Below are 22,321 nucleotides of genomic sequence, written 5' to 3' on the forward strand. Positions count from 1 at the left end.
CCGATTAGCAGGAGAACATCACCATGGGCATGCCCAAAGTCCTGAAGAACTTCGCCGTATTTGCTGACGGCCTGAACTACACCGGCGAAGTGGAGGAAGTCACCCTCCCAAAGCTCACCCGCAAGCTGGAGGAATACCGCTCCGGCGGCATGAACCTCCCCGCCAAGACCGATCTGGGCATGCAAGCGCTGGAAGCGGAAATTTCCTCCGGCGGCTGGCTGAAAGACGTGATCCGCCAGTTTGGCGCCGCTGGCGTGAACTCTGTGCCCATCCGCTTCGTGGGCGCAGTGCAAAGCGACGACGACGGCCAATACAGCGCGGTCGAGGTCTACATGCGTGGCCGCTGGGAAGAGATCGACATGGGCAGCGCCAAGGCCGGCGAAAAGTCCGAATTCAAGTGCAAGGTCGCGCTCAACTACTACCGCCTCACATGGAATGGTGAAGAACTGATCGAGATTGACGCCATCCGCATGATCGAAAAGTTTGCCGGCGTGGACCAGTTCGCCGTCGTCCGCCAGTTGCTGGGCATCTGATGCCCGCCCTCCCCTGACTCCCCATTTTCAAGAGAGCCCCAACCATGCCCGTCAAAGACACCACCACCCAAGACGCAGCCGCCCAAGCCATCGACACCGCCCAGTCGGCCGCCACCCAGGACGACAAGATCCGCACCGTCACGCTGGAAGAGCCCATCACCCGCCCCAGCGGCCAGAAGATCGAAGTCATCACCATCCGCAAGCCCATGGGTGGTGCCCTGCGCCGCATCACCCTGTCGGACCTGCTCAGCCTGAACACCGACGCCCTGCAGACCGTGCTGCCCCGCGTGACGGAACCCGTGCTGGTCAAACCCGACTTTGATCTGATCGACCCGGTGGACCTGGTCAAGCTGGGTTCGGAACTGGTGAGTTTTTTCGTACCGAAGAAGGAGCGCAGCTAAAGCTCCCCGACCGGATTGAAGAGGCCATGGACGTGGTGGCCTTCTTCTTCCACTGGCCCCCGGCTGTCTTGGATGCAATGGACCCCGCCGAGCTGATGCGCTGCCGTGAAAGCGCCATTGCCATCCACAACCGCCTCAACACCCCGGAGAAATAAGCAGTGGCCGACCAAAACATGCGCCTGCGCGTGGTCCTTGACCTGGTAGACAAGGCCATGGCCCCGCTCAAGCGCATTGGCCAGGGCAGCAAGGAAACCGCAGCCACCTTGAAGGCGGCGCGGGAACAGCTCAAACAGCTGAACCAGACCCAAAAGGATGTGGGCGGCTTCCGTGAAGCCCGGACCGGCCTGGCAGAAACACAGACCAAGCTAAAGGCCGCCCGGGACCAAGTGCGCCAGCTGGCTGGTGCCTTTGCGCAGGCTGGGCAGCCCACCAAGGCCATGGCCCAGCAAATGGCCGCAGCGCGTGCGGCTGCCAACCAGCTGGGTGCACAGTTCAACGCCCAGCGCCAGGGTGTGCAGCTGCTGCGTGACAAGCTCAGCGCCGCCGGCATCAGCACCCGCAACCTGGCCAGCCATGACCAGCAGCTGCGCAACAGCATTGCCGCCACCACGGCCCGCATCAAGGCCCAAACCGAATCACTCAAGCGCCAGGGCGACCAGCAGCGCAAACTGGCCCAGATCCAGCAGCAAGCCACCAAGGGCACGGCCGTCGGCGGTGGGATGGCGGCCGCCGGCGCCGCCGGCATGTATGTGGGCAAGCGAACAGTACAGGCAGGCCTTGGCCCCGTGCAAAGCTTCATGCAGCACGAGGATGCCATGCTCGGCGTGGCCCGTCAGGTACAGGGTGCACGCGACGAAGCGGGCCAGCTGACACCGGTGTACCGCGCCATTGAAGAACAGGTGCGCGGGCTGAGCACGCAAATCCCGCTTGCAACCACCGAGATTGCCGAGATGTTCACCGCAGCGGCGCGCATGGAAGTGCCCACCGACAAGCTGAGTGAGTTCGTGGTCATGGCATCCGAAATGGCAACCGCATTCGATGCCGTGCCCGACGAGATCACGGAATCCATGGGCAAGGTGGCCAAGAACTTCAAGATCGAAGTCACCAACATTCGGGGCCTTGCGGACACCATCAACTACCTGGACGACAACGCCATCAGCAAGGGTTCGGACATCATCGACTACCTGAACCGCACCAGCGGTGTGCTGTCCACGGTTGCCATGAGCGACCGCAACGCCGCGGCCCTGGGCTCCACCTTGCTGACGCTGGGCGAACGTGCGGAAACAGCCAGCACGGCCACCAACGCCATCGTTTCCAAGTTTGCCGCTGCCACCAAGGGCACCAAGAAGTTTCAGGCCGCAGTGAAAGAGATTGGGCTGAGCACGCAGTCCATTGAAACCGGCATGACCAAGGATGCCACCGCAACACTGCTGAAGGTGATGGAGGCAGTCCGCAAGGCGCCCGAAGCCAAGCGCATGGGCATCATGGTGGAGCTGGTGGGCATGGAGCATTCCGACACGCTGGCCAAGCTGGTGGACAAGCCGGAAGAACTGAAACGCCAGCTGGACATGGCCAACAGCAAGGACGCCGTGGGCTCCATGGCGCGTGAAGCCGCCGCACGCAATGCCGCCCTGAGCGCGCAGGTGCAAATGCAGAAAAACCGATTCTTCAACGCCATGGCCACCGGCGGGGAAAGCCTGAAGCAGCCGATCCTGGAGCTTTTCCAGACCATCAACCCACTGCTCCAGTCCTTCACCCAGTGGATGCAGGCCAACCCCGCACTGGTCGGTGGCATTCTGAAGATGGTCATTGCAGGCGGTGCCTTGATGGCGGTCATGGGCGCCCTGCTCATTCCCCTGGGCCTGATCGTGGCCAAGGGCATGGCCCTGCGCTGGATGCTGGCCCAGATCGGCGTCACCGCCGGCCCGCTCACTCTGCTGCGCGGCATGTTCACCTGGGGCGCCAGGCTACTGCCGGTGCTCATGCGCTTTGCCCCTGTGCTGCTGCGGTTCCTTGGCCCCATTGGCCTGCTGATCACCGCGTTTGGCCTCATTTACTCGAACTGGGATGCCATCGTCACCGGCGGGCGTCAACTGTGGGCAGGCTTTATCAACTGGCTGGGTACTCTGTGGAACGGCATTGTCAGCAGCGTGCAGGGCATTGTGTCTGGCGGCGTCAGCTCCTGGCTGCAGGCCCTGCTCAACTTCAGCCCGCTAGGGTTGCTGTGGTCCGCCATCACCACGGCGCTGGGTGCGCTGGGCATCCAGGTGCCGCAGCAGTTCATGTCACTGGGCGGCTTCATCGTGGATGGCCTGATTGGCGGTATCACCAACAAGCTGGGCGCCCTCAAAGACACCGTCGTGGGTGCCGCCACCGCCGTGGCCGGCTGGTTCAAGGAAAAGCTGGGTATCGCCAGCCCCTCCAAGGTGTTCACCGAATTCGGCGGCTGGATCAGCGAAGGCGCCGCCGTGGGCATGGAAAAAGGCCAGGCCGCCGTGCGCACTGCCGCCCTGGCCGTGGCCGGTGCCGCCCTGGTGCCCGTGGCCCAGGCAGACGGCCCGATTGTTGGCCCTGGCGGGCCAGACGGCGCAGGTGCCATGCCCATGGTCAGCCGCGGCACGCCCATGGCGCCCAGTCTGTCGGCCGCGCCGGCGGCGGCGGGTGGCGGCAACTACAACATCGTCATCCACGCAACCCCAGGCATGACACCCGAGGACGTTGCCCGTGCCGTGACTGCCGAGCTGGACAAGCGCGAACGCGCCGCCGGCGCCCGCCGCCGCAGCGGCCTGTATGACCAAAACTGAATCAGGCCCACCCACATGACCCAATCCATGCTCATGGCCCTGGGCCAATTCGTGTTTGGCCTGGACACCCTGGCCTATGAAGAATTCAAGCGCAGCAACACCTGGCGCCACCCCAGCACCAGTCGCGTGGGCGCCCGGGCGGCCCGCCAGTTTGTGGGCGTGGGGGACGACACCATCAGCCTCAGCGGCTGGGTGTCGCCAGAACTGTGCGGCACCTACGCCAGCGTTGCCGAACTGCGCGCCATGGGCGACAGCGGCCAGGCATTTGCAGTGGTGGCCGGCACCGGTGAAGTGTTTGGCCAGTATGTGATCGAAAGCCTCAACGAAACCGGCACCCTGCACTTTCCAGACGGCACGCCCCGCCGCATCGCCTTTGACCTGCAACTCACCCGCGTGGACGACGAAGCCGGCGGCCAGCAGGTCGATGTTGACGAAACCGGCCAATACGTGGCCGCCGGTGAGGAATAACCCAGCACCACCATGGCCGACCAGGAACGCTACCGCCACCCCGCCCCCACCTACCGACTGGTGGTGGCCGGCAAAGACATCACCCCCGCCGTCGATGCTCGGCTGGGCAGCCTCACGCTCACCGAAGGGCGCGAAAACACCGCCGACCAGTTGGATCTGGAGCTGGACGACAGTGACGGGCAGCTCACCCTGCCCCGCAAGGAAGCCGAAATCGAACTGCAGCTGGGCTGGCAGGGCCAGCAGCTGATCGACAAAGGCACCTTTGTGGTGGACGAGGTAGAGCACACCGGCACCCCGGACAAAGTCACCATCCGCGCCCGCGCGGCAGACCTGGGCGGAGAGATCCGCAAGCGCGCAGAAAAAAGCTGGCACGGCACCACCCTGGGCGCCATCCTGGCCGAAGTGGCAAAGCGCAACAGCCTCAGCCACAAGGTGGACGCCAAGCTGGCCGCCACCAAGGTGGATCACGTGGACCAGACCAACGAAAGCGACATGCACTTTCTGACCCGCCTGGCGCGCAAGTACGACGCTGTGGCCACCGTCAAGAAAAAGCACCTGCTGTTCATGCCCATCAACGGGACCACCACCAGCAAGGGCGAAAGCCTGCCCACAATCCACATCACCCGGGCCAGCGGGGACCAGCACCGCTGGAGCAGCAGCACCCGTGAGGCATTCGACGGCGTGCGCGCCTGGTGGTCAGACCGCGTCAATGGCAAACGCAAGGAAGTGATTGCCGGCGACAAAACCCGCAACGTCAAAACCCTGAAAGAAACCTACGCCAGCGAACAGGACGCCCTGACCGCCGCCCGCGCCGAACGCCAGCGCCTGGAACGCGGCATGGCCACGTTTGAGCTGACCCTGGCCCTGGGCCGCCCAGAACTGATGCCCCAAAGCCCCGTGCGCGTGACCGGCTTCAAAGAAGACATCGACGGCCAGGGCTGGCTGGTGAAGGAGGTCTGCCACACCCTCAGCGACGGCGGCCTGGGCAGCAAGGTGCAGATGGAACGGGGTGGCGAAGCCGCCAAGGCCGCATAGCCCGTGGAATGCGGCAACTTTGTCTTTCAAATGCGCTGTATCTCCGCCGATGGTGCTTGTCAAAAAGGTGCTTATTGCGGCGCGTCATCTCAGCAAACATAATGATGCCAATTTTGCTACCAGCATTGCTTTTTAGAGGTACGTTTCGCCACAAGGCGGCTCAAGCCCTTAACCTGAACGTTCGTCCCGCACCATGCTTACTTCACTCAAGAAATTCGCGGATAAATTTCTATCTCGGCTGAATGGTAAAGAACTTAGTTCTCAAGAAAGTATTGAATACAATGCCGATCTTGAAAAAATATACCTCTTCGAAAGACTAGGGATTTGCCGAGAATTGGCAAAAACTTTATGCGTTACTCTGAAAAATAACGATTTATCTCAGTATGTGGATGAAGCAGATAATGATCGCGTACTGAAGGTTAGAGAAGTTCAGTATCAATTCGTCGTCCTTGCTGAAATGATCTCTGCAGCTATGGAGCATACAAAGTCGCCAAGCAATGAAGCCTTAACCGCAACACTAGAGTGGTGTAAAGAAGAGTCCGCTCAAGCATGACCGGCAGCGCCTGTCTGTATCACTGCATCGCGAATAACCCAGGCCAGGTGCTGCCCTACTGAATCAGGAGCGGCGAATCTAGAGCCCAGGCCATTGGCCAATGCTCAAGAAGAGTTGCACCTGATTCGCTAACAGAAGGAAAGCCCGCCTGCCCCTGTACTGCAGCTATCCAAAGCCATGGACGCGCGGCAACCCAAACCAGAGCCCCTGTCAGCGGATGTTCTTTTTTGGGGAAGACTTCTGTTATGGAATGCCCTACATTTCAGAAGTTAAAGAAATCTTAATACTATCGAGAATTACTAGACGAGCACCGCCCCTTCGATGAAGGCACGCTAGGTAAAACCCAAGCGCGATCCATACGCGCCCCCCTCAATCGGCAACTGCAAACTCTCAAAAAAAGGTCCCCCCAACATGAGCACGTACAAAAGCCTTCTCCAACAAAAAGCCGAGCTGGACGCCAAGATTGAAGAGGCGCGTAAGCACGAATTGGCCCAAGCAGTGACGCAGGCGCGTGAACTGGTCAAGCAATACGGCCTGACTGCTGACGATGTGTTCGGCGGCAAGAAGGTCTCCACCGGCACCCGTGGAACTGTGGCCCCCAAGTACCGTGACCCTGCTACCGGCGCCACCTGGACTGGCCGCGGCAAGCCACCGAAGTGGATTGCTGACCAAGACCGCGCAGCGTTTGCGATTTAAGCTTTCGCGCCCAAACAAAAAAGCCCGCACACGCGGGCTTTTTTACGCCCCGCAGCGACACCACCGTGCTGGTGGCCGCGGCAGAACGCGGCATGCGCAAGATCTACCAGCCCGGCTACCGCCTGGCCAAGGCCGGCGTCATGCTGCTGGACTTGAGCCCGCAGACGCAGGACCAGCCCTCACTGCTGCCCGAAGAGGCCGCGCCTGCAGGCCGGGACCACAGCGCGCTGATGGAGGCCATGGACCGCATCAACCAGCGCTGGGGCAAAGGCGCCGTGGGCAGTGCAGTACAAGTGGGAGCCTGGGGAATGCGGCAAGAGCGCCGCACAGGCATGAGCACCACCCAGCTGGATCAGGTGCCGGTGGCGCTGTAAACCCTTCCAGCCCCGTTCGGCCAGAACGGATGCACCAAACGCTAGCGTATGTGACCTGGGTTCAGTGATTTGATTACGACCAGATTAAACAAGTGAAGGCGAATTGGGCGGCAAGCCACCGATTGCAGCAGAGTTTTAGAAATAAAGAACTAATATTCTTCATCTGAGATATTTTTTTATGCCTTCTATAACTTGCTGCGCACCATTATATGAAAAATGATTTGCTTCATTATATATAGATCCGTGCGAGTTGAAATGAAGACAATTATCCGATTGATTACAGAATATTCCTTCCAAATCTAGAACATTTAAATTATCTTCCTGCTCTAGGAGAGATTGCACCTTTTTATTAATATCCTTTTGTGGAACGGCGCCATACTCATTTTCAAATCTAAACACACCATTCTTTATCCTTCGATGTAGTTCTTTCTCAACTTCAATACTGGGATCAGGTGGTTGGTTCAGAATAATAACATTATGACCCATATCTACGAGCTTTTTCATGGAGGAGGCAAAGCTAGAGAATACTGCATCTGGGTCAATTGATCCATTCGTATTTAATCTATTCGAATTAAAAATATCATCTGCCTTCATTGCGCGGAAAAATTGCAGAAAATTTGTCCCAATTATAATATTTGCCGGGGGGATTTTCTTCAAAAGCTCCCATCGTTTCTTGTTAATTTCCCAACACTCCGGAACCGTACCAAAAAATATAGGTCGATCTAATAATGGACATTGCTCATAAGTAAGTGCTCTGAACCCAACTTCTTTGTATCTTTGATATAAAGAATAATCTAAAACACCAGCAAAGCTATCACCAACAGTAATAATATAATCGCCATTACCAAAATGGCAGGCTGTTTCAGGTGTTCTATGAATGCAATGCTGCCTCTGTTGGGAATCAAAAGATTTACCAATATCATTTGATGTCAATCTGCGAAATTCAGCCACTTGATAATTTTCAAGCTCATCACGGATTGATTGTGGCAGGCGATTTCTATAACCATCTGTATTATTAGCTCCATTAGCAAAAGCTAACACAAAAAGTGTTAGCCCCCCAATTAAAAAATACTTAAGATTATTTTTACTCTGCCGTAATGGAGCTTCAAACAATTTTAGTGAGGCGTACGCCAAAATCGTGCACACTACAAACAATACTAAAAAGATTTTTTTACCGAAATCACCATACTCAATGCGATAAAAAGCAAAAATGGGCTGATGAATTAAATATATTGAATATGATACTACGCCATAAAAAACAAACATTTTTGAGGACAGCACTTTATATGCTAGCCCATTTTTGAAAGTATTTGTGATTACGAGCGAACTACCAATTACGGCCAACAAACTTATAAAACCTGGATGCTTTGCAGAATCATCGAAAAACAAGAAGCAATAGACTAATAATATAATACCGATTATGGAAATTTTATCGCTTAATCTATTCTCATTAATAATCTTTGAAATAAAATATACAATCGATCCGGCCAATATTTCCCAAAATCTTGATATCGATGAAAAAAACGCTTCCGTGGGGTTTTTCTCCAATAAATACAAGCAGTAATAAAATGATGCAAACGTTAGAATTAATAATAGATATTTAATTTTGCTAGTTTTTTTAAACAGAATAAAAACAATAGGGAAAATAATATAAAATTGCCATTCAACTGCCAAGCTCCAAGTATGAAGCAGAGGCTTGAATTTACTAGCATCAGCAACATATGAATCTTCAAGCATGAAGAAATAATTAGAAAAAAAGCCCACTGAAGATTTTAGGGAGTTGGCAAAAGCCAGCATCTCTTTTGGACTCAGAACAAGATATGAAATAAAACAACTAAGAAAAAGAAAAAATATTAAAGACGGAAATATTCTGTCAAATCTACTTTTGTAAAAAGATAAGATATTAACATCTTTTTCATAAAGAATGCCAGTTATTAAGTAGCCTGACAAAACAAAAAAAACATCTACTCCGAGAAATCCACCTGGAAAAATCGAATGGCCAGCCCAATCAAGCTCGGCATGATACAAAATAACTGCAACTACGGAAATGGCTCGAAGGCCATCTAATTCAGGCCTATATTTTAAAACACTCATTTTATATATTTGGATTAAAACTTAAGAGGCCAAAAGCCTAGCTCAAATCTAATATTAATCAGTAGTTTCATTGTTAATCAGATATACATTTAAACCAGATATTTATGAAAATTTCACGAGGAATTTAGAGAAATCTTACAACAAGTAAGTCACCGTTTCAGATAGCTTTTATTCCCTCCATCCGTCATGCACCGCGCGGGCCGGTGCCGACGTTGCCCAGTCGCCTGGTGCGGCGCTGTTGCGTTGGGGTTGGGTAAGCAGTTGGCGTGGGCTGGTGCCGCCGCCCATCTCAGCGCTGCAGCTGCGCTTGCTACCGCTGACAGATCCGTCATTGCACACAAAGGTGTCGCCTGCGCAGTGCGAAACGCCGCCCTTCTTTCCGGAGCATGGATAGTTCGCGGCGTGTGCAGAAAAGCTGCGCGCCCAGCAAAGCCGCTGCGGCGCCGTGCTGGTGTTTGCGCACAGCAGCCCTTTCAGGGCCAATGACCCTCGGTTTTCAGAATGCGCCACCGTGCAGCTGGTGCAGCCCAGCAGCGATACCACCGTGCTTGTGGCCGCCGCAGAGCGCGGCATGCGCAAGATTTACCAGCCCGGCTACCGGCTGGCCAAGGCTGGCGTCATGTTGCTGGACCTGAGCCCGCAGACGCGGGACCAGCCATCACTGCTGCCCGAAGAAACCACGCCTGCAGGCCGGGACCACAGCGCGCTGATGGAAGCCATGGACCGCATCAACCAGCGTTGGGGCAAAGGCGCCGTGGCGGTGGGCAGTGCAGTGCAAATGGGTGCCTGGGGAATGCGGCAAGAGCGCCGCACCGGCATGTGCACCACCCAGCTGGATCAGGTGCCGGTGGCGCGGTAACGTGAGTCTTGCTCCAAGGCATGCATTCACCCATGAATATTGACCACTGTTAATTCATCCAGCCCTGCTATTGGGCATCCTTTATCATTGGCACCTTGTCAACGAAATTTCTATCCAAAGCAGGGACCGTTATGGGTGAAAAAAATAGAAGATTGGCCGCAGCAAAGGCGGCCCAAGCTGTACTGGGTGATTTGCGATACCTCAGCGTCGCGCAACGCCAGTTCTATGTAGATGCCACTATTGAGCGTGCCAAGGCGTTGACCAGCCAAGTAGCGCAAGGGGAAACAGTGCTTGCAGCCTTTGTCGCGCTGCTGCGCTACGTGACCAACCCTCAGCAGCCTGACTGGGGTGCTTGCCACAGCACGTCGGCGGTGCTTTTCATGCGCCTGAAGCACCTGGGCATGGACCCCAAGCTGTGCGTGGGTGAGGTGCACTACGGCGCCGAGAAGTTTGACCACTCGTGGGTGGAGTTAGACGGCAAGGTGTTCGATGTAGCCATCTGCGCACCTAACTACGGGGAGACGGAGGACACCAACGGGTGCTTCGCCGGTGGCCCTGTGTTTGCGGGCATTGATCTGGGCGCGAATGCTCCAGCAACTGCGAAGTTTGGCGTGGCCAGTAACCTGGCGCTTGATTTTGCGGCGAATTTTGCTCGCAAGTCTACGCTTTGGGAATACTACGCCATGCAGCGCGATAACGATTATGCAACCCTAGCCCAGCTCTACGATAAGAGCTATGAGCCTCAAGACATGGTCGGCTTAGAGCTTGTAATCACCCTTGCAAACATCAAGCGCGAGTGGCGCAATCCCACTCAAAACCCCCAATCGCACAGCTTTTCTAAACAGTCATCAGACCATGAAGAGGCCCCGGCTCAATAACTACTCTACCCATCAGCAGTCATTGGCATTTTTGAGTTAAAGGCTGTAACCGGCCTGGACCATCCACTCGCGGCCCGCGGCAGACGAATGCTTCCGATCGCAAACAGCCATTGCGTAGGCTGGAAAAGCCGTGCCCTCGGGCCGCGAGACCAGAGCGCATTGATGGAGGCGATGGACAGCATCAATCAGCGCTGGGGCAAAAGGCGCTGTGGCGTTGGGCAGTGCCGTGCAAGTTGGCGCCTGGGGAATGCGGCAAGAGCGCCGCACAGGCATGTGCACCACCCAGCTGGATCAAGTGCCAGTGGCGCGGTAACGCCAAATGCAAAAAGCACCCAAGGCATAGCCAAGGGTGCTTTCTGAAAGACAGGCTGAACCGACGAATTACTGCGGCGCAGCAGGTGTTTGTGGCGATGCTCCTGGTGTCGCCGGCTGAGCTGCCGGCGCCTGGATAGCCGGGGCCTGGGCGGGCACCTGCAGAACAATGGTCGCAGGCACCTGCGGTTGCGGAGCCGGCACCGACTTGTTCGTGTTGTAGATGGTGAAGAGCAAGCCCAGGATGCCGATCACACCCACCGACAGAATTGCTACCAGTGAATTGTGCGTCCAGCGATGGTTGTCTGTGATCGCCTTGTGCACATCGACCCGAGAGTTGGCAATGTCAGCACGCAGATCTGCAAACTCTGTCTTTGATGGCAGAGCTGCAATGTCTGCCTTTGTTGGCAGAGCTGCTATAGCCTCTTCGAGTTTGACAATGCGTTGTTCCATGTCTCCATTATCTGGGGGCTCACCACTCGTCTTAAAGCCTCCGGCAACAAGTTGAAGTATCTTTGTTTCACGACTCATTGTTGCCCTCTGCCTCTGCCTCGGCCTTCGTTTTTTCGTTATCGCTTGCAATCGAATTCGATAAGCTGCTAAGCATTGGGTCTTTGCCGAAAGTCGCGGTAATTGTTGCGAGCTTCTGTACCGCATGCATCACTTCTAGCGTACGTGGGTCCAGCAACTGATCTTCTTTGGATGCTTCTGTGGCCTTAACGGTAACGGTCATGTGCTCGAAATCCTTGATAGCGGTCTCAAAAGATTTCGGGTCAATAAGGCCCCTGTTCCGGAGCTCATGTAACAGCCCCATCAAGCTGTGTGTTAGACCGAGCAGAGAGCCCTGGATCCAGTTGAACTCTGGTACTTTTTTGTGGCTTTCCATCAATTCCTCATTCCTTGGGGACTTGCTTTAAGGCGGCGGCCACTGCGCCCAGGGCGGCGCGGCTCGTTTCGCCACCATCACGCCACGCCTGCAGCAACTCACGCTCCGCAGGCGCCAGCGTGGATTCAGCCTCGCCAGCACGCTGGCCTGTCACAACATAGAGCACATCAACGCCAAGGCCCGCCATCACAGCAAGGCCTGCAGCGTTGGGGGTAGCTTCACCCCGCTCCCACTGCATCAAGGCATTGCGCGAGACAGCACAGGCCTCAGCGAAATCGACCTGGGCAATGCCTAAACGCAAGCGTTCTTCCCGCAGACGCTCAGCAATCTGCCCATATTTAATTTCTCTCATCCGTTGACGTGCACATATTTACGTGCAATGATGCGTTTACGTTGTAACAATTCAGTGCCAATAGTACATGACCAAGTCCACCGACTCCCAAGGTCCGCAGCCGCATGTGCGGGCCTGGCAAAACTTCCGCTCTTGCGATGATCGCTTGGGGGATAACGCAACCCAAGAGGCACGCCTTCGGCGCCGCATGGAGCGCCGCAAGTTGTCAGAGCAGATAGTCGCCGCTTGCCGGGAGGTCGGACTTCTCGGCCCAGTTCACCCGCATGTAGCTGACCAGACCCGCGCTCACACCCTCGACCACCGAAGCAACCTCCGGGCTGAAGCTCTCATCATCGATCAATGCGTCCAGCGTCCGGCGCGTCTCGTTGATCCGAGTCATCGCATCACCTGGTGCGGTTTGGTCGTAAACAGCCAACGCGAAACCTATGGCTTTGCCTATCGTGTCCAACGTGTCGTTGTCCATTTCAGATCCTCTTGTTTTCAAATTCGACGCGGTGTGCATCCATGAGCGAATCCGCTAACCCCCAAGGCGCACACCAACTACGCGTGCGTCTTGCCCGCGATCTGCTGGGCCGACCTGAGCGGCTGTTCTATCTGTGCCAGGGAACAGGCACGCGCCGCTACGTGTGGAGCACGCAGCGGCAGCCCTGTGAGTTCTCAGTAGCTGACGCCGTTGGCCTCGCACCACTCTTGAAATTCCACATCAAGGAGCTCCTCCCCGCCAGCGTCCATGCCAGCGCCGACGGGGGCGAGAAACACCATGAAGTCGTCGGGGGAGGAATCCTCGTCTTCGGGGTCATGGGTGGAAAACACGTCCTCTACGAAGAATTTCTCGCCACGTTTGGTGGTGAACACCTGCCCGACTGATGGTTGTTTCATTGAAGCCCCTTTCATTCTTCCAGCACCTGTAACAAATCGAGGCATCGTACATGACCACCGTTGCGCACCCTCCCCGCCGCCATTCCGGCACGCTGGCGCCCATCCTGCACAGCAAGCCCATCGCATTGCGCCTGCCGCAAGATGAACTGAGCGAAGCCCATGAAATGGCTGACGGCCAAGACCGCTCCACCGCCAGCTTTGCCCGTCTGGTGTACCTGATGGGTATGCAACTGCACCGCCGCACCGGCTTGCTGCGCCTGCCTGAACACGCGGTAGACGCGGTGGCCAAGGCGGTGGACGCAGGTCAGGCTGGCACTGCACACAAGGCTTGATCAAATGAACGCTACCCTCCCCTCTGGCATTCATTCTGGTGCCGTCACCCGTACGGTCTACGTCGGCGGCAAGCCCGTAGCCCAGGTAAAGCCACCTACGCAAACTGTGGGCAAAGCCTTGCAAGGCTGTAACAGTGCGTTGCGATCTGCTGCCGTTGGCGCCCGTGCCCGCGCCGGCCACAAAGAAGCCATGCGCCTGCAGTGCCCGCACTGCAAGGAACCCAGCTTCATCCGCACCAGTGCGCAGATGACCGTGCTGACCCGCGAATCCACCTATGCCTGCACCAACCCCGAATGCGGCCACACCTTTGTGGCCCTGACCGAAGTGGTGCGCACCCTCAGCCCCAGCGCCACGCCAGACCCCAGCGTGAACCTGCCCCTGTCCAGCCACGTCCGCCGCGACATGCTGCGCGCCACCCTGGACCACGCAGCCAGCGCAGAGCACGCCACGCAGTTCACCCGCCCCATCACCGGCGACCTATTTGCAGTCGGAGGGCCGCCCCCTGACTGACGCCACCAGCGCCTAAAGCGCCCTCCCCCCGCCCCCTTTCCCACCCCATCCGACAGAGCCTGTTTCCAGGCGCTGCGGGGTTTCTTACGCCCAAAAACCTGTGGAGCCTTCATGAACCGCTACCGCATCACCCATATCGACCACAACCACCAGCGCCGCCGCATGCAGGTGCTGGCCGCCAACCGCGTGCAGGCCCTGGCCAGCGTGGAAAGCATCTACGGCCTCGGCTGGTATGTGGCCGCTGTGCGCGTTGGGGGTGCGGCGTGAACCTGTCCGAAGTCACTCTGGGCCAATTCACCGACCTGATGCTGCGCGTGCAGCGCGGTGAAGCTCCGCACTCCCCCAGCTTGGCGCCGGCCCTGATGCCTACAGAGCCGGTGGCCGAGCACCTGCGCGGCCTGTCGCCGGCGGACTGCCGCGCCCGCCTGCGTGTGCTGCAGAACGAAGCCCTCAGCCGCGCCAGCCGCGGCCGTTGGGACGACGTGGAAGCCCGCGAATGGGCCGCCATGGACCTGGGCGTGCGCGTGTGCCTGCTGATTCTGGCCGGCGTGGGTGATGACTTTGACGGCCTGTCCGCCCTGGCAGACCGCCACTGGCGCGAGGTGCCGCCGCCTGAGCGCAATGCCATCAAGGGCCAGGTGCGCGCCATGCGTGCAGCCATGGCCAAGGTCACCAGCCTGGCAGGACGGTAAGCATGGCCCGCAAGCTCCCTACCCACAGCCTGGACGCCTGGAAACGCAACAAGCCCCAGGCTTGGCACGTTACCCGTGCGCTGCAGGTGCTGCGCAAGGTGGTGCCGCCCCAGTGGCGCACCGCGTTGGACAAGGCGGGCCTGGGCCAGATGGACAACGACGGCCCCGAGTGGCTGAACGCCCACGATGCACTGCAGGCCGTGGAGCGCTTTGATGCGGACTTTGGCCAGGCCAGCCGCTGGGATTTGAATGATGGCCAGATCTGCACCATGGCCAAGACCTTGGCATATGAGGTGGGCACGCTGGATGCCTGCGCCCTGCGTGAAGGCCTGAACCTGCAGGAACGGGTAGACAGCATCTACATGCTGATCCGCGCCGTGGGTGTGCGTGAGCACGGCCCCCTGGCCGGTGAAGCTGGCATCAAACGCACGCTGGATGCCGCGTGGTGGCGCCGTGTGCTGCGCCGGCATGTGGCCCGCGTGGTGGAAGCTGGGGCCATTCGCCTGGGCCTGGTGAACCGCCGCGACGGTGGCTATGTCAGCAACAAGGGCCTGCAGCGCCGCACCGAGCAGGTAACCCGCAACGCAGCCACCCTCAAGCGCACGCTGTACCGCAATGAGGCGGGCCAGGTGTTCAACCTGGGGGAGCTGGCCGCGCTGTCCAACTCCAACCCGGTGATCCGTGGTGGTGAGCTGATGACGCGCATCCGCGGCGCAGAGGAATATGCCGACCGCCGCCAGCACATCGGCCTGTTTCTGACGCTGACCACCCCCAGCCGCTTTCACCCGGTGAAGCTGGGCCGCCATGGCCAGCCCCTGCCCAACAAGCGCTACGACGGCCGCAGCACCCCGCGCGATGCGCAGGACTGGCTGTGCAGCATGTGGGCCAAGCTGCGCTCCCACCTGGGCCGCCGTGATGTGCACCTGTACGGCATCCGCGTGGCAGAACCCCACCACGACGCCACGCCCCACTGGCACGCCATGGTGTGGGTGGAGGATGAAGTGCAGCTGCAGAAAACCGTGGCCGCCCTGCACCGCTACTGGCTGAGCGATGACGGCGACGAACTGGGCGCCGGCACCAACCGCATCAACATCAAGCGCATGACCGGCGGAGGCGCAGCAGGCTACGTGGCGAAGTACATCGCCAAGAGCGTGGGCCACGCTGCCCTGGCAGACCACCTGGATGTGGCGCAGGGTGAGCTGTTCGACGTAGAAACCTGCGATATGCCGGGCCACCGCCGTGTGGACGCCTGGGCAGCCACCTGGGGCATCCGCCAGTTTCAGGCCATCGGCATGCCCAGCGTGTCGGTCTGGCGCGAACTGCGCCGCGTGAGCAAAGACCAGATCGAAGACCTGCGCGTGGGCCGTGACGGCGATACGACCGCATGGCGCGCCTGGCTGGCCTGCCACCGCTGGGGCAAGGAGCCCGGCACGGTGGAGGGCGGCGGCGTGATCCGCGCCGACTGGTGCCGGTACATGGAATCCATGGGCGGCCACTGCCGCAAGCGTGGCCAGTGGCACATGGGCCTGGCCCGCCGCCCGGTGCCGGCAGGCACCACCAACGCCTACGGCGAAGAAATCAAAGAAGGCCAGGGCCGCGTGGTGGGGCTGGAAACCCGTCACGGCCGCTGGCTGGTGAGCCGCCGCATGGCGTGGCGCCCGGCTGTGCAGGAAGCCCTGGGCGCAGCCCCAGCAGCCGCTGGTGCGCCCCAGCTGGACATGGCCGCCCCCGAACCCGCGCAGGGCACAGACCGGGCGCCGCTGGCGCCCGCTTGGACTCGTTTCAATAACTGTACGGCCCGCCTGACCAACACCCTCCACCGGCAGCTTTTTGGACGCGGCCGGCACGAAAAGGAGGACTGGACACCCGGTTCCCCCACCCGATCCGACGCCGAATGGCGCGCCCTCGGCACCACCCCCACCCCGTTTTTCTGACCTGACACCCACAGGAGGCCCCACCCATGCCCGCAAAACGCACCGAGCCCAGCAAAAACGCCACGCACCAGAAAGCCGGCTTCAAGTACGCGAACTCCGTGAGCACCGACATCCGCAAGCGCTTCGCCGCCGTGCGCCGCCAGCAAACCCTGGCCCAGCGCGCGGCCGGCGGCGCCCAGGCCCGGCTGGATCTGGACAGCGGTGGCCAGGTGCTGCCCTTCAAAGCGGCCGGCGCTGCCTGACGCTACCAAATCAATAGCAAGAGAGGAACACACATGCAATCCGCACACAACGTCCAAGAGCTCAAAAGCTACCGCGCCCACCTGATCCCGGCCAATTCCGATGCCGCCGCCCTGGAAGGCCTGGCCGAAGCTGGCCTGCTGCCGACGATCCGCGTCAAAGCGGCCAACGCCACCCATGCCGAAGCCCAGGCCCACCTGGCAAGCGGCAAAGGCGTCCTGCGCGTGGAGCGCATCGAACCGCTGACGGTCTGAGCCATGAACCACACCCCAACGCAACCGCAACCAGCAGCTAACCAGGCGTGCACCGCCCCGACGCTGCCCGTCCTGATCCGCACTTTGAAGGCAGACCAGATCCAGATTGCGTCCGAGCTGAACTCGATGGAGCCGGATGCCTGGATGAACGTGCAAGGCCGCGCCCTGGCCAACCGCGAACAAGAGCTGCACACCACCCTGCGCGTGCTGTCGGGCCTGATCCAGCAACCGCTGCAGATCCAAGAACCCGAGGCCGCGAGGGCTTGAGTGATGCCATGGCCAATTACTACAACGAGATCGACAAATACGCCGCCGAGTGGCTGCGAAACCTCATTGCTGCCGGCCACATCGCGCCAGGCGTTGTTGACGAAAGGAGCATCGAAGATGTTCACCCCGATGACCTGCGCGGTTTCACGCAGTGCCACTTCTTTGCCGGTATCGGCGTCTGGTCCTATGCCCTTCGCCGCGCCGGCTGGCCTGATGACCGACCTATTTGGACTGGTTCCTGTCCCTGCCAACCTTTCAGCAGCGCAGGCGCGGGAGCTGGATTTGCTGACGAGCGGCACCTCTGGCCTGCGTTCTTCCACCTCATCACGCAGTGCCGCCCTGCAACGGTCTTTGGAGAGCAGGTTGCAAGCCGCGATGCAAACCCTTGGATCGACCTTGTACAAGATGACCTGGAAGGCCTGGGATACGGGGTCGGGGCGCTCCCGTTCCCGTCTGCGGGCATCGGTGCTCCGCACATCCGCGACCGGCTCTACTGGGTGGCCCACGCCGCAGACCAGCGACACCACCGGGGGCGGTCAAGCAAGCCGAGCGATGGGCGAATCGCGCCATGGAAGCAATTTGAACGACTTCGCGATGCTTGCGGGTTGGCCGACAACAACCAGCACGGACGCATTGCGTTGTCCATCGATCGAGGCCACGACACCCAACATCACGCTGAACCATGCGGCCAATCTGGCAGGCTGGGGAACACCGACAGCCAGCGAGCCGGGAGGGACGCCGGAAGCCTACGTGGCTCGATCCATAAAAAAGACCGGAAATACAGCGCCAACGATGTTGACTCATCAGGTGTCACTCGCCGGCTGGAACACGCCGGACAGCACGATGACGCAAGCCAAGAAGCGACCGCCAGTGCTAAGCAATCGCAAGCCGACGGATCCGCAGATCAGCCTAGCGGATCAAGCGTTTCACCTGGCACCAGGCCCGGCCCGGTTAACGGTCTCTGGTCAGCTGCTGACTGGCTCCTGTGCAGGGATGGAAAGTGGCGGCCAGTTGAACCCGGCACATTCCCGCTGGCTCATGGGGCTCCCGCCCGAGTGGGACGCCTGCGCGCCTATGGCAATGCCATCAACGCGGAAGCCGCGCGCGTCTTCATCCAAGCAGCAATGAGCAGCTTGGAAACCGAATAAAGGAGGGCTCCCCCATGTTCATGATGATCTTCCGCGTGGTGCTGATGCCCGCCATGCTGTTCCTGAGTTTTTTCACGGGCTGGCGCATGGCCCACCGCGTAATCGTGGACGAATGCCAGCGCCTGGGCGGCTTCTTCGTGCGCCGCGGCGAATTCCACTGCATCAGCACGCTGCAAATGTGGCTGATGCACGAAAGCCCGCACCAGCGCGTGTACGTGGCGGGCCCCATGTCTGGCCTGCCGGATATGAACTATCCCGCATTCCACGAAGCCGCCGCCCGCCTGCGCACCAAGGGCTGGCACGTGGAAAACCCAGCCGAGAACCCAGACCCGCACGTAGACGCCAGCTGCCACTGGACCGCCTACATGCGCATGGGCGTCAGCCAGCTGATGACCTGCCACGCCATCTACCTGCTGCCTGGCTGGCAGCAGTCCAAGGGCGCCAGCCTGGAATACCTGATCGCCCAGCGCCTGGGCCTGCAGGTCATGCAGCACCACCAGCAGGAAGACGTGCTGCAGGAGTGGCTGGGTGACCTGGTAGACGCCGCGCCATCCATGAGGCCTACGCCCATTCCTGCCATCTCAACACAGGGAGTTGCGTGATGGGATCGACACACCCACAACCAATCGCGCCACAAGGGCGCCGAACTGAGGAAGCCATGAGCACGACACCAAATAGCAATGGCGCGGATCCCGAGTGGGTTCTGGCCGAGAAATACGAGCAGCTCACGGGCGTGACGCCCATGGCAATCCATAACCGCCGCCGCGCAGGTATCTGGCGCGACGGGCAGCACTGCGCAGTTGTGCTGCGCCGCCTCTATGTCAATGTGAAGGAAGCAGACCAGTGGATAAGAAACCAACTCTCGTAACCCCTGCAGGCGTGATGATCCGCGAACTGGTGGGCGGATCGCGGCTACAGATTGCATTCACCTGGCAAGGCAAGCAGTGCCGTGAGCTGCTGCCGCCCGGGCCAATCAACAAAGGCAACATCCTCTATGCGGCAAACCTGCGTGCAGAGATCCGACGCAAGATCGACGATGGAACGTTCGAATACGCAGCCTACTTTCCGGACAGCAGCCGGGCCCGCACCGAGCAGGACAGAGAGCTGACTATGGAGAAGCTGCTGGACCGCCAGCTCTCTATTTACAAGCGCCAGGTGGAGAACGGCCACATGTCCAAGTCCACCTACCAGGGCTACCGCAAGAGCATCCTGAGCAAGCGCATGCAGCGATGGGATGGAATGCACCCGGCCGAGGTGACACCTTCGCTGCTGCGCGACTGGATCAGCGAGATGGATCTCACCACCAAAGCGATCCGCAACTTATTGGTTCCCTTCCGCTCGGTACTGGAGGACGCACTGAACGACGAGATCATCGAGTTCAACCCTTTTGAACGTATCGCCCTGGTGAAGCTGATCCGCCAAACCGCAAAGGCCAGCGATTACGTAGTGCAGCCGTTCACCCAGGCCGAACGCATGACCATCCTGGATGCGTGCCGCACCGATGAGCGCCCTACTTTCCTGTTCTGGTTCAACACGGGCCTGCGCCCCGGTGAGCTGCAGGCTCTGGAATGGGAGCACATCGACTGGGAGCGGCGCGTCGCGCGCATCGTCCAGAACCAGGTGGCGGGCGTCATCAAGGGCCCGAAGACCGCCGCAGGCAAGCGAGAGGTGGACTTGAACGACGAGGCCATGCAGGCCCTGCGCGAACAGCTGGTCATCAGCGGCGACCGCGGCAAGCGTGTGTGGCTCAACACCGTGACGCTGGCCCCCTGGACCACGGATGCCCAGGTGCGTAAAACCGCCTGGCTACCGCTAATGGCCAGGGCCGGCATCCCCTACCGCAACCCGTATCAGATCCGCCACACCTACGCCTCCACCCAGCTCACGGCCGGCGCCAACCCTTGGTACGTGGCCCAGCAGCTGGGCCATGAGGATGTGGAGATGGTTTTCCGCACCTACGGCAAATTCATCCGCGAGGATTACCAGCGCCCGAAAGCGCAGCCAGGGGTGGCATGAGCGTGCCTACTGGCAATACCTAAGGCACCGCTATAGTTAGCTAAACGGATGGTTCTGGCTTGACTTCATCCTCGTTCATGCCGAACCATCCACACTGACTTCGGTGCCAATCCAAGGCATCTTTGCTCACTTGTAGAGCCTTTTTTACTGGTTTATGCAGTTGAACACCATCCAGTTCAGCATAGGAAGTGCTTGCCAATTCTGGCGACACACGTACACACATGTTCTTGGACTCAATGGCGATCAGTCCAAGGTCAAACAACGTATGTATATCTGCCCGTAGCAGCAGCCCATTGGAGACCACATTGGTGTCGTCACCCTTGTAAGGGTGAACATGCGCGGCTTCAAGGACTGCTGGCAAATTGCAGCCTGTAATCACGCAGGCACCCCCATATGCATCCATGAGAGCTTTACGAAATGCAGGTTGACCTCTACGGCGGACGATTTCGGCCGTAACGCGATCTCTGCTGTCGACCACGCTTGATGGATCAAATGAGCCAGCTTGCTGAGCAAGCTCTTCAGCGTTGGCTAGGGCTTGGTCTACAGGATTCGAAACACGTCGAATAGACATGCGATTTCGATTGCCCGAAGCTGCGTCAGCATAAATTTCCCAGACACCATGTTGTACTGGGTCGTAGATTTCGAAGATGCCGCGGCCAACCTTAAACAACCTGTCGAAAGGACTCCCTTCATCAGTCCTTCGAGGGCGCGCGTTCTGACTATAGCTAGTCCGGGAAGGGCTGTTGACAGACAGCATGTACAGGTCCGACAGATTGTCGGTGTCGTACTCCGGATCTTGATCGAGGATCCACGCCTTAACCTGATTTCGACTGGCGACTCCTCCGAGATGGGTTACTGCTGCGAGCGCTTTTTCCCAGACTAGTCCATCCCTTTGAGCCACGCCATTGGCCGCTTCAGGTCCTTCTTGCTGAATGATATTGATTAGCCTTGCAGCCGATCTACTGCCCACATGCTTGGCTGGCCTCAAGCCAGGTATCCAAGGCATACCCAGCTCTTGATACACAGCTGAGATGTTTTGCATCCGATATTCAAATGCGCTCGCAGTGCGGCCAAACCGAGTTGCCAACTCCGAGTAGATCTGACTCCTATTGAAGCTAATTCCGGCCTCTTGGTTCCTTGCCATTTGGCGGTATGCCTCGACCGCCGCGCGAAGTTCTTCGTCACTCCAAACTATGCTCATAGCCCAACCGTTCCTCGTACAGATGAACGGATAGCCTAACCGAACCAGACACAGAAATTTACAAGTTCAAGGCTCTGCAAGCAGAACACCTGACCTGCATTGATCGGTGTGAAATCGGTGTGAAATCGGTGTGAATTTCAGCGCAATCTGGGGCAATCCAGGGCCGAAAAGAAGAACGCCACACAATGGTTCTCATTGTGTGGCGTTGCTGTGGATGGTGGAGCTGGCGGGAATTGAACCCGCGTCCGCAAGCCTTCGTCAGACAGATCTACATGCTTAGCGTTCTGTTTTGAATCTCACCCGGTTTGCCGCGCAGGCGCACGCTGCAAACAAGGCCAGTACCCTATTTTCTTGTTCCACACCAAGGTACCCGGCGCAGAACCAGCTGATGTAAATTCCCTTGCAGCCTGGAGGTATTGCTACCCCCTTGCCCAGCCCATCAACGTGCTGTTGCAAGGCTCACCGGATTAAGCGGCGAGTGCGAAACGTTCGTCGTTTGCAGTTAGTTTTTTGAATGGAGATTTACGAGCGTCACTCAAGCTCGGCATGCACCGCGCTGATCCCGAACCCACGTCGAAACCAGGACAGCCCCATGAGCCACA

At 58.7% G+C, this 22,321-nt stretch carries 32 protein-coding genes, 1 other RNA gene and 2 pseudogenes; 27 read left to right on the top strand and 8 right to left on the bottom strand.

What is annotated here, in order from left to right:
• Positions 1-23 precede the first annotated feature (23 nt).
• The 10 genes and pseudogenes from QM470_RS09215 to QM470_RS21410 all read left to right on the top strand — a co-directional run bounded on the left by QM470_RS09215 (position 24) and on the right by QM470_RS21410 (position 6,864).
• On the top strand, positions 24-533 hold the full coding sequence (locus QM470_RS09215) for a phage major tail tube protein (protein WP_283339030.1): 510 nt from the start codon (positions 24-26) through the stop codon (positions 531-533).
• Positions 534-577: 44 nt separating this feature from the next.
• Positions 578-934, top strand: coding sequence for a phage tail assembly protein (locus QM470_RS09220; RefSeq protein ID WP_283339031.1), 357 nt, complete (start codon positions 578-580; stop codon positions 932-934).
• A 26-nt stretch (positions 935-960) separates the two neighbouring features.
• Positions 961-1,089 carry a GpE family phage tail protein gene (locus QM470_RS09225; RefSeq protein ID WP_218332456.1) on the top strand — a complete coding sequence of 43 codons (129 nt, stop codon included), beginning with the start codon at positions 961-963 and terminating at the stop codon, positions 1,087-1,089.
• Positions 1,090-1,092: 3 nt separating this feature from the next.
• Positions 1,093-3,738 (top strand): phage tail tape measure protein, encoded by a 2,646-nt coding sequence (locus tag QM470_RS09230; protein ID WP_283339032.1) that lies wholly within the window; start codon positions 1,093-1,095, stop codon positions 3,736-3,738.
• Positions 3,739-3,765: 27 nt separating this feature from the next.
• Positions 3,766-4,206 carry a phage tail protein gene (locus QM470_RS09235; RefSeq protein WP_283339177.1) on the top strand — a complete coding sequence of 147 codons (441 nt, stop codon included), beginning with the start codon at positions 3,766-3,768 and terminating at the stop codon, positions 4,204-4,206.
• Positions 4,207-4,218: 12 nt separating this feature from the next.
• On the top strand, positions 4,219-5,241 hold the full coding sequence (locus QM470_RS09240) for a contractile injection system protein, VgrG/Pvc8 family (RefSeq protein ID WP_283339033.1): 1,023 nt from the start codon (positions 4,219-4,221) through the stop codon (positions 5,239-5,241).
• 193 nt (positions 5,242-5,434) lie between these two features.
• A complete protein-coding gene (locus tag QM470_RS09245; protein ID WP_283339034.1) occupies positions 5,435-5,794 on the top strand; it encodes a hypothetical protein in 360 nt (119 codons plus the stop codon).
• Positions 5,795-6,205: 411 nt separating this feature from the next.
• Positions 6,206-6,490, top strand: a complete 285-nt coding sequence (locus tag QM470_RS09250) for an H-NS histone family protein (protein ID WP_283339035.1) — start codon at positions 6,206-6,208, stop codon at positions 6,488-6,490.
• A gap of 50 nt (positions 6,491-6,540) precedes the next feature.
• Positions 6,541-6,663: pseudogene (locus QM470_RS21405) on the top strand (hypothetical protein); the annotation flags it as partial.
• Positions 6,664-6,720: 57 nt separating this feature from the next.
• A complete protein-coding gene (locus tag QM470_RS21410; RefSeq protein WP_349307066.1) occupies positions 6,721-6,864 on the top strand; it encodes a DUF4113 domain-containing protein in 144 nt (47 codons plus the stop codon).
• Between the two features lie 159 nt (positions 6,865-7,023).
• Here the strand turns inward: QM470_RS21410 and QM470_RS09260 are convergent, their stop codons facing one another.
• On the bottom strand, positions 7,024-8,958 hold the full coding sequence (locus QM470_RS09260; RefSeq protein WP_283339037.1) for an acyltransferase family protein: 1,935 nt from the start codon (positions 8,956-8,958) through the stop codon (positions 7,024-7,026).
• Positions 8,959-9,126: 168 nt separating this feature from the next.
• Entirely contained in the window at positions 9,127-9,501 is a 375-nt protein-coding gene (locus tag QM470_RS21465) for a YdcA family protein (protein WP_502846822.1), read from the bottom strand.
• Here QM470_RS21465 and QM470_RS09265 point away from each other — a divergent pair.
• From QM470_RS09265 to QM470_RS21475, 4 genes and pseudogenes are all read left to right on the top strand, one after another.
• A complete protein-coding gene (locus tag QM470_RS09265) occupies positions 9,410-9,817 on the top strand; it encodes a DUF4113 domain-containing protein (RefSeq protein ID WP_283339179.1) in 408 nt (135 codons plus the stop codon). The genes QM470_RS21465 and QM470_RS09265 overlap by 92 nt on opposite strands.
• A gap of 131 nt (positions 9,818-9,948) precedes the next feature.
• A complete protein-coding gene (locus QM470_RS09270) occupies positions 9,949-10,695 on the top strand; it encodes a lasso peptide biosynthesis protein (protein ID WP_283339038.1) in 747 nt (248 codons plus the stop codon).
• Between the two features lie 87 nt (positions 10,696-10,782).
• Positions 10,783-10,887, top strand: a pseudogene (locus QM470_RS21470) (hypothetical protein); the annotation flags it as partial.
• Between the two features lie 16 nt (positions 10,888-10,903).
• Complete coding sequence (locus QM470_RS21475; RefSeq protein WP_502846826.1) at positions 10,904-11,008, top strand: DUF4113 domain-containing protein; 105 nt, start codon at positions 10,904-10,906, stop codon at positions 11,006-11,008.
• A 68-nt stretch (positions 11,009-11,076) separates the two neighbouring features.
• Here the strand turns inward: QM470_RS21475 and QM470_RS09275 are convergent, their stop codons facing one another.
• The 4 genes from QM470_RS09275 to QM470_RS09290 all read right to left on the bottom strand — a co-directional run bounded on the left by QM470_RS09275 (position 11,077) and on the right by QM470_RS09290 (position 12,708).
• Entirely contained in the window at positions 11,077-11,460 is a 384-nt protein-coding gene (locus QM470_RS09275; RefSeq protein ID WP_283339039.1) for a hypothetical protein, read from the bottom strand.
• A gap of 67 nt (positions 11,461-11,527) precedes the next feature.
• A complete protein-coding gene (locus QM470_RS09280) occupies positions 11,528-11,893 on the bottom strand; it encodes a hypothetical protein (protein WP_283339040.1) in 366 nt (121 codons plus the stop codon).
• A gap of 7 nt (positions 11,894-11,900) precedes the next feature.
• Complete coding sequence (locus tag QM470_RS09285) at positions 11,901-12,245, bottom strand: helix-turn-helix domain-containing protein (protein ID WP_283339041.1); 345 nt, start codon at positions 12,243-12,245, stop codon at positions 11,901-11,903.
• Positions 12,246-12,450: 205 nt separating this feature from the next.
• Entirely contained in the window at positions 12,451-12,708 is a 258-nt protein-coding gene (locus QM470_RS09290) for a hypothetical protein (protein WP_283339042.1), read from the bottom strand.
• A 41-nt stretch (positions 12,709-12,749) separates the two neighbouring features.
• Here QM470_RS09290 and QM470_RS09295 point away from each other — a divergent pair, with 41 nt between their 5' ends.
• From QM470_RS09295 to QM470_RS09355, 13 genes are all read left to right on the top strand, one after another.
• A complete protein-coding gene (locus tag QM470_RS09295) occupies positions 12,750-13,112 on the top strand; it encodes a hypothetical protein (RefSeq protein ID WP_283339043.1) in 363 nt (120 codons plus the stop codon).
• 62 nt (positions 13,113-13,174) lie between these two features.
• Positions 13,175-13,456, top strand: a complete 282-nt coding sequence (locus QM470_RS09300; protein ID WP_283339044.1) for a hypothetical protein — start codon at positions 13,175-13,177, stop codon at positions 13,454-13,456.
• Positions 13,457-13,646: 190 nt separating this feature from the next.
• Complete coding sequence (locus QM470_RS09305) at positions 13,647-13,967, top strand: Ogr/Delta-like zinc finger protein (protein ID WP_283339045.1); 321 nt, start codon at positions 13,647-13,649, stop codon at positions 13,965-13,967.
• A gap of 111 nt (positions 13,968-14,078) precedes the next feature.
• The gene (locus QM470_RS09310; RefSeq protein ID WP_192333255.1) at positions 14,079-14,234 is read left to right on the top strand and encodes a hypothetical protein; all 156 of its coding nucleotides are present in this window, start codon (positions 14,079-14,081) and stop codon (positions 14,232-14,234) included.
• A complete protein-coding gene (locus tag QM470_RS09315; RefSeq protein ID WP_283339046.1) occupies positions 14,231-14,659 on the top strand; it encodes a hypothetical protein in 429 nt (142 codons plus the stop codon). The genes QM470_RS09310 and QM470_RS09315 overlap by 4 nt, the downstream gene beginning before the upstream one ends.
• A gap of 2 nt (positions 14,660-14,661) precedes the next feature.
• The gene (locus QM470_RS09320) at positions 14,662-16,593 is read left to right on the top strand and encodes a replication endonuclease (protein ID WP_283339047.1); all 1,932 of its coding nucleotides are present in this window, start codon (positions 14,662-14,664) and stop codon (positions 16,591-16,593) included.
• A gap of 26 nt (positions 16,594-16,619) precedes the next feature.
• Entirely contained in the window at positions 16,620-16,835 is a 216-nt protein-coding gene (locus QM470_RS09325) for a hypothetical protein (RefSeq protein WP_283339048.1), read from the top strand.
• A gap of 33 nt (positions 16,836-16,868) precedes the next feature.
• Positions 16,869-17,087, top strand: coding sequence for a hypothetical protein (locus QM470_RS09330; RefSeq protein WP_283339049.1), 219 nt, complete (start codon positions 16,869-16,871; stop codon positions 17,085-17,087).
• A 3-nt stretch (positions 17,088-17,090) separates the two neighbouring features.
• Positions 17,091-17,354 carry a hypothetical protein gene (locus QM470_RS09335; RefSeq protein ID WP_283339050.1) on the top strand — a complete coding sequence of 88 codons (264 nt, stop codon included), beginning with the start codon at positions 17,091-17,093 and terminating at the stop codon, positions 17,352-17,354.
• Positions 17,355-17,362: 8 nt separating this feature from the next.
• The gene (locus tag QM470_RS09340; protein ID WP_283339051.1) at positions 17,363-18,502 is read left to right on the top strand and encodes a DNA cytosine methyltransferase; all 1,140 of its coding nucleotides are present in this window, start codon (positions 17,363-17,365) and stop codon (positions 18,500-18,502) included.
• Between the two features lie 14 nt (positions 18,503-18,516).
• Entirely contained in the window at positions 18,517-19,104 is a 588-nt protein-coding gene (locus QM470_RS09345) for a DUF4406 domain-containing protein (protein ID WP_283339052.1), read from the top strand.
• Positions 19,105-19,160: 56 nt separating this feature from the next.
• Positions 19,161-19,370, top strand: coding sequence for an excisionase family protein (gene xisR, locus QM470_RS09350; protein ID WP_218332474.1), 210 nt, complete (start codon positions 19,161-19,163; stop codon positions 19,368-19,370).
• Positions 19,371-19,384: 14 nt separating this feature from the next.
• Entirely contained in the window at positions 19,385-20,518 is a 1,134-nt protein-coding gene (locus QM470_RS09355) for a site-specific integrase (protein ID WP_283339053.1), read from the top strand.
• A gap of 40 nt (positions 20,519-20,558) precedes the next feature.
• Here QM470_RS09355 and QM470_RS09360 read toward each other — a convergent pair whose 3' ends face one another.
• Positions 20,559-21,719, bottom strand: coding sequence for an HNH endonuclease (locus QM470_RS09360; RefSeq protein WP_283339054.1), 1,161 nt, complete (start codon positions 21,717-21,719; stop codon positions 20,559-20,561).
• A gap of 215 nt (positions 21,720-21,934) precedes the next feature.
• Positions 21,935-22,311: a transfer-messenger RNA gene (gene ssrA, locus QM470_RS09365) on the bottom strand.
• Positions 22,312-22,321 lie beyond the last annotated feature (10 nt).

It is taken from the genome of Comamonas sp. 17RB (assembly GCF_030056555.1).
Lineage (GTDB): Bacteria > Pseudomonadota > Gammaproteobacteria > Burkholderiales > Burkholderiaceae_C > Comamonas > Comamonas terrigena.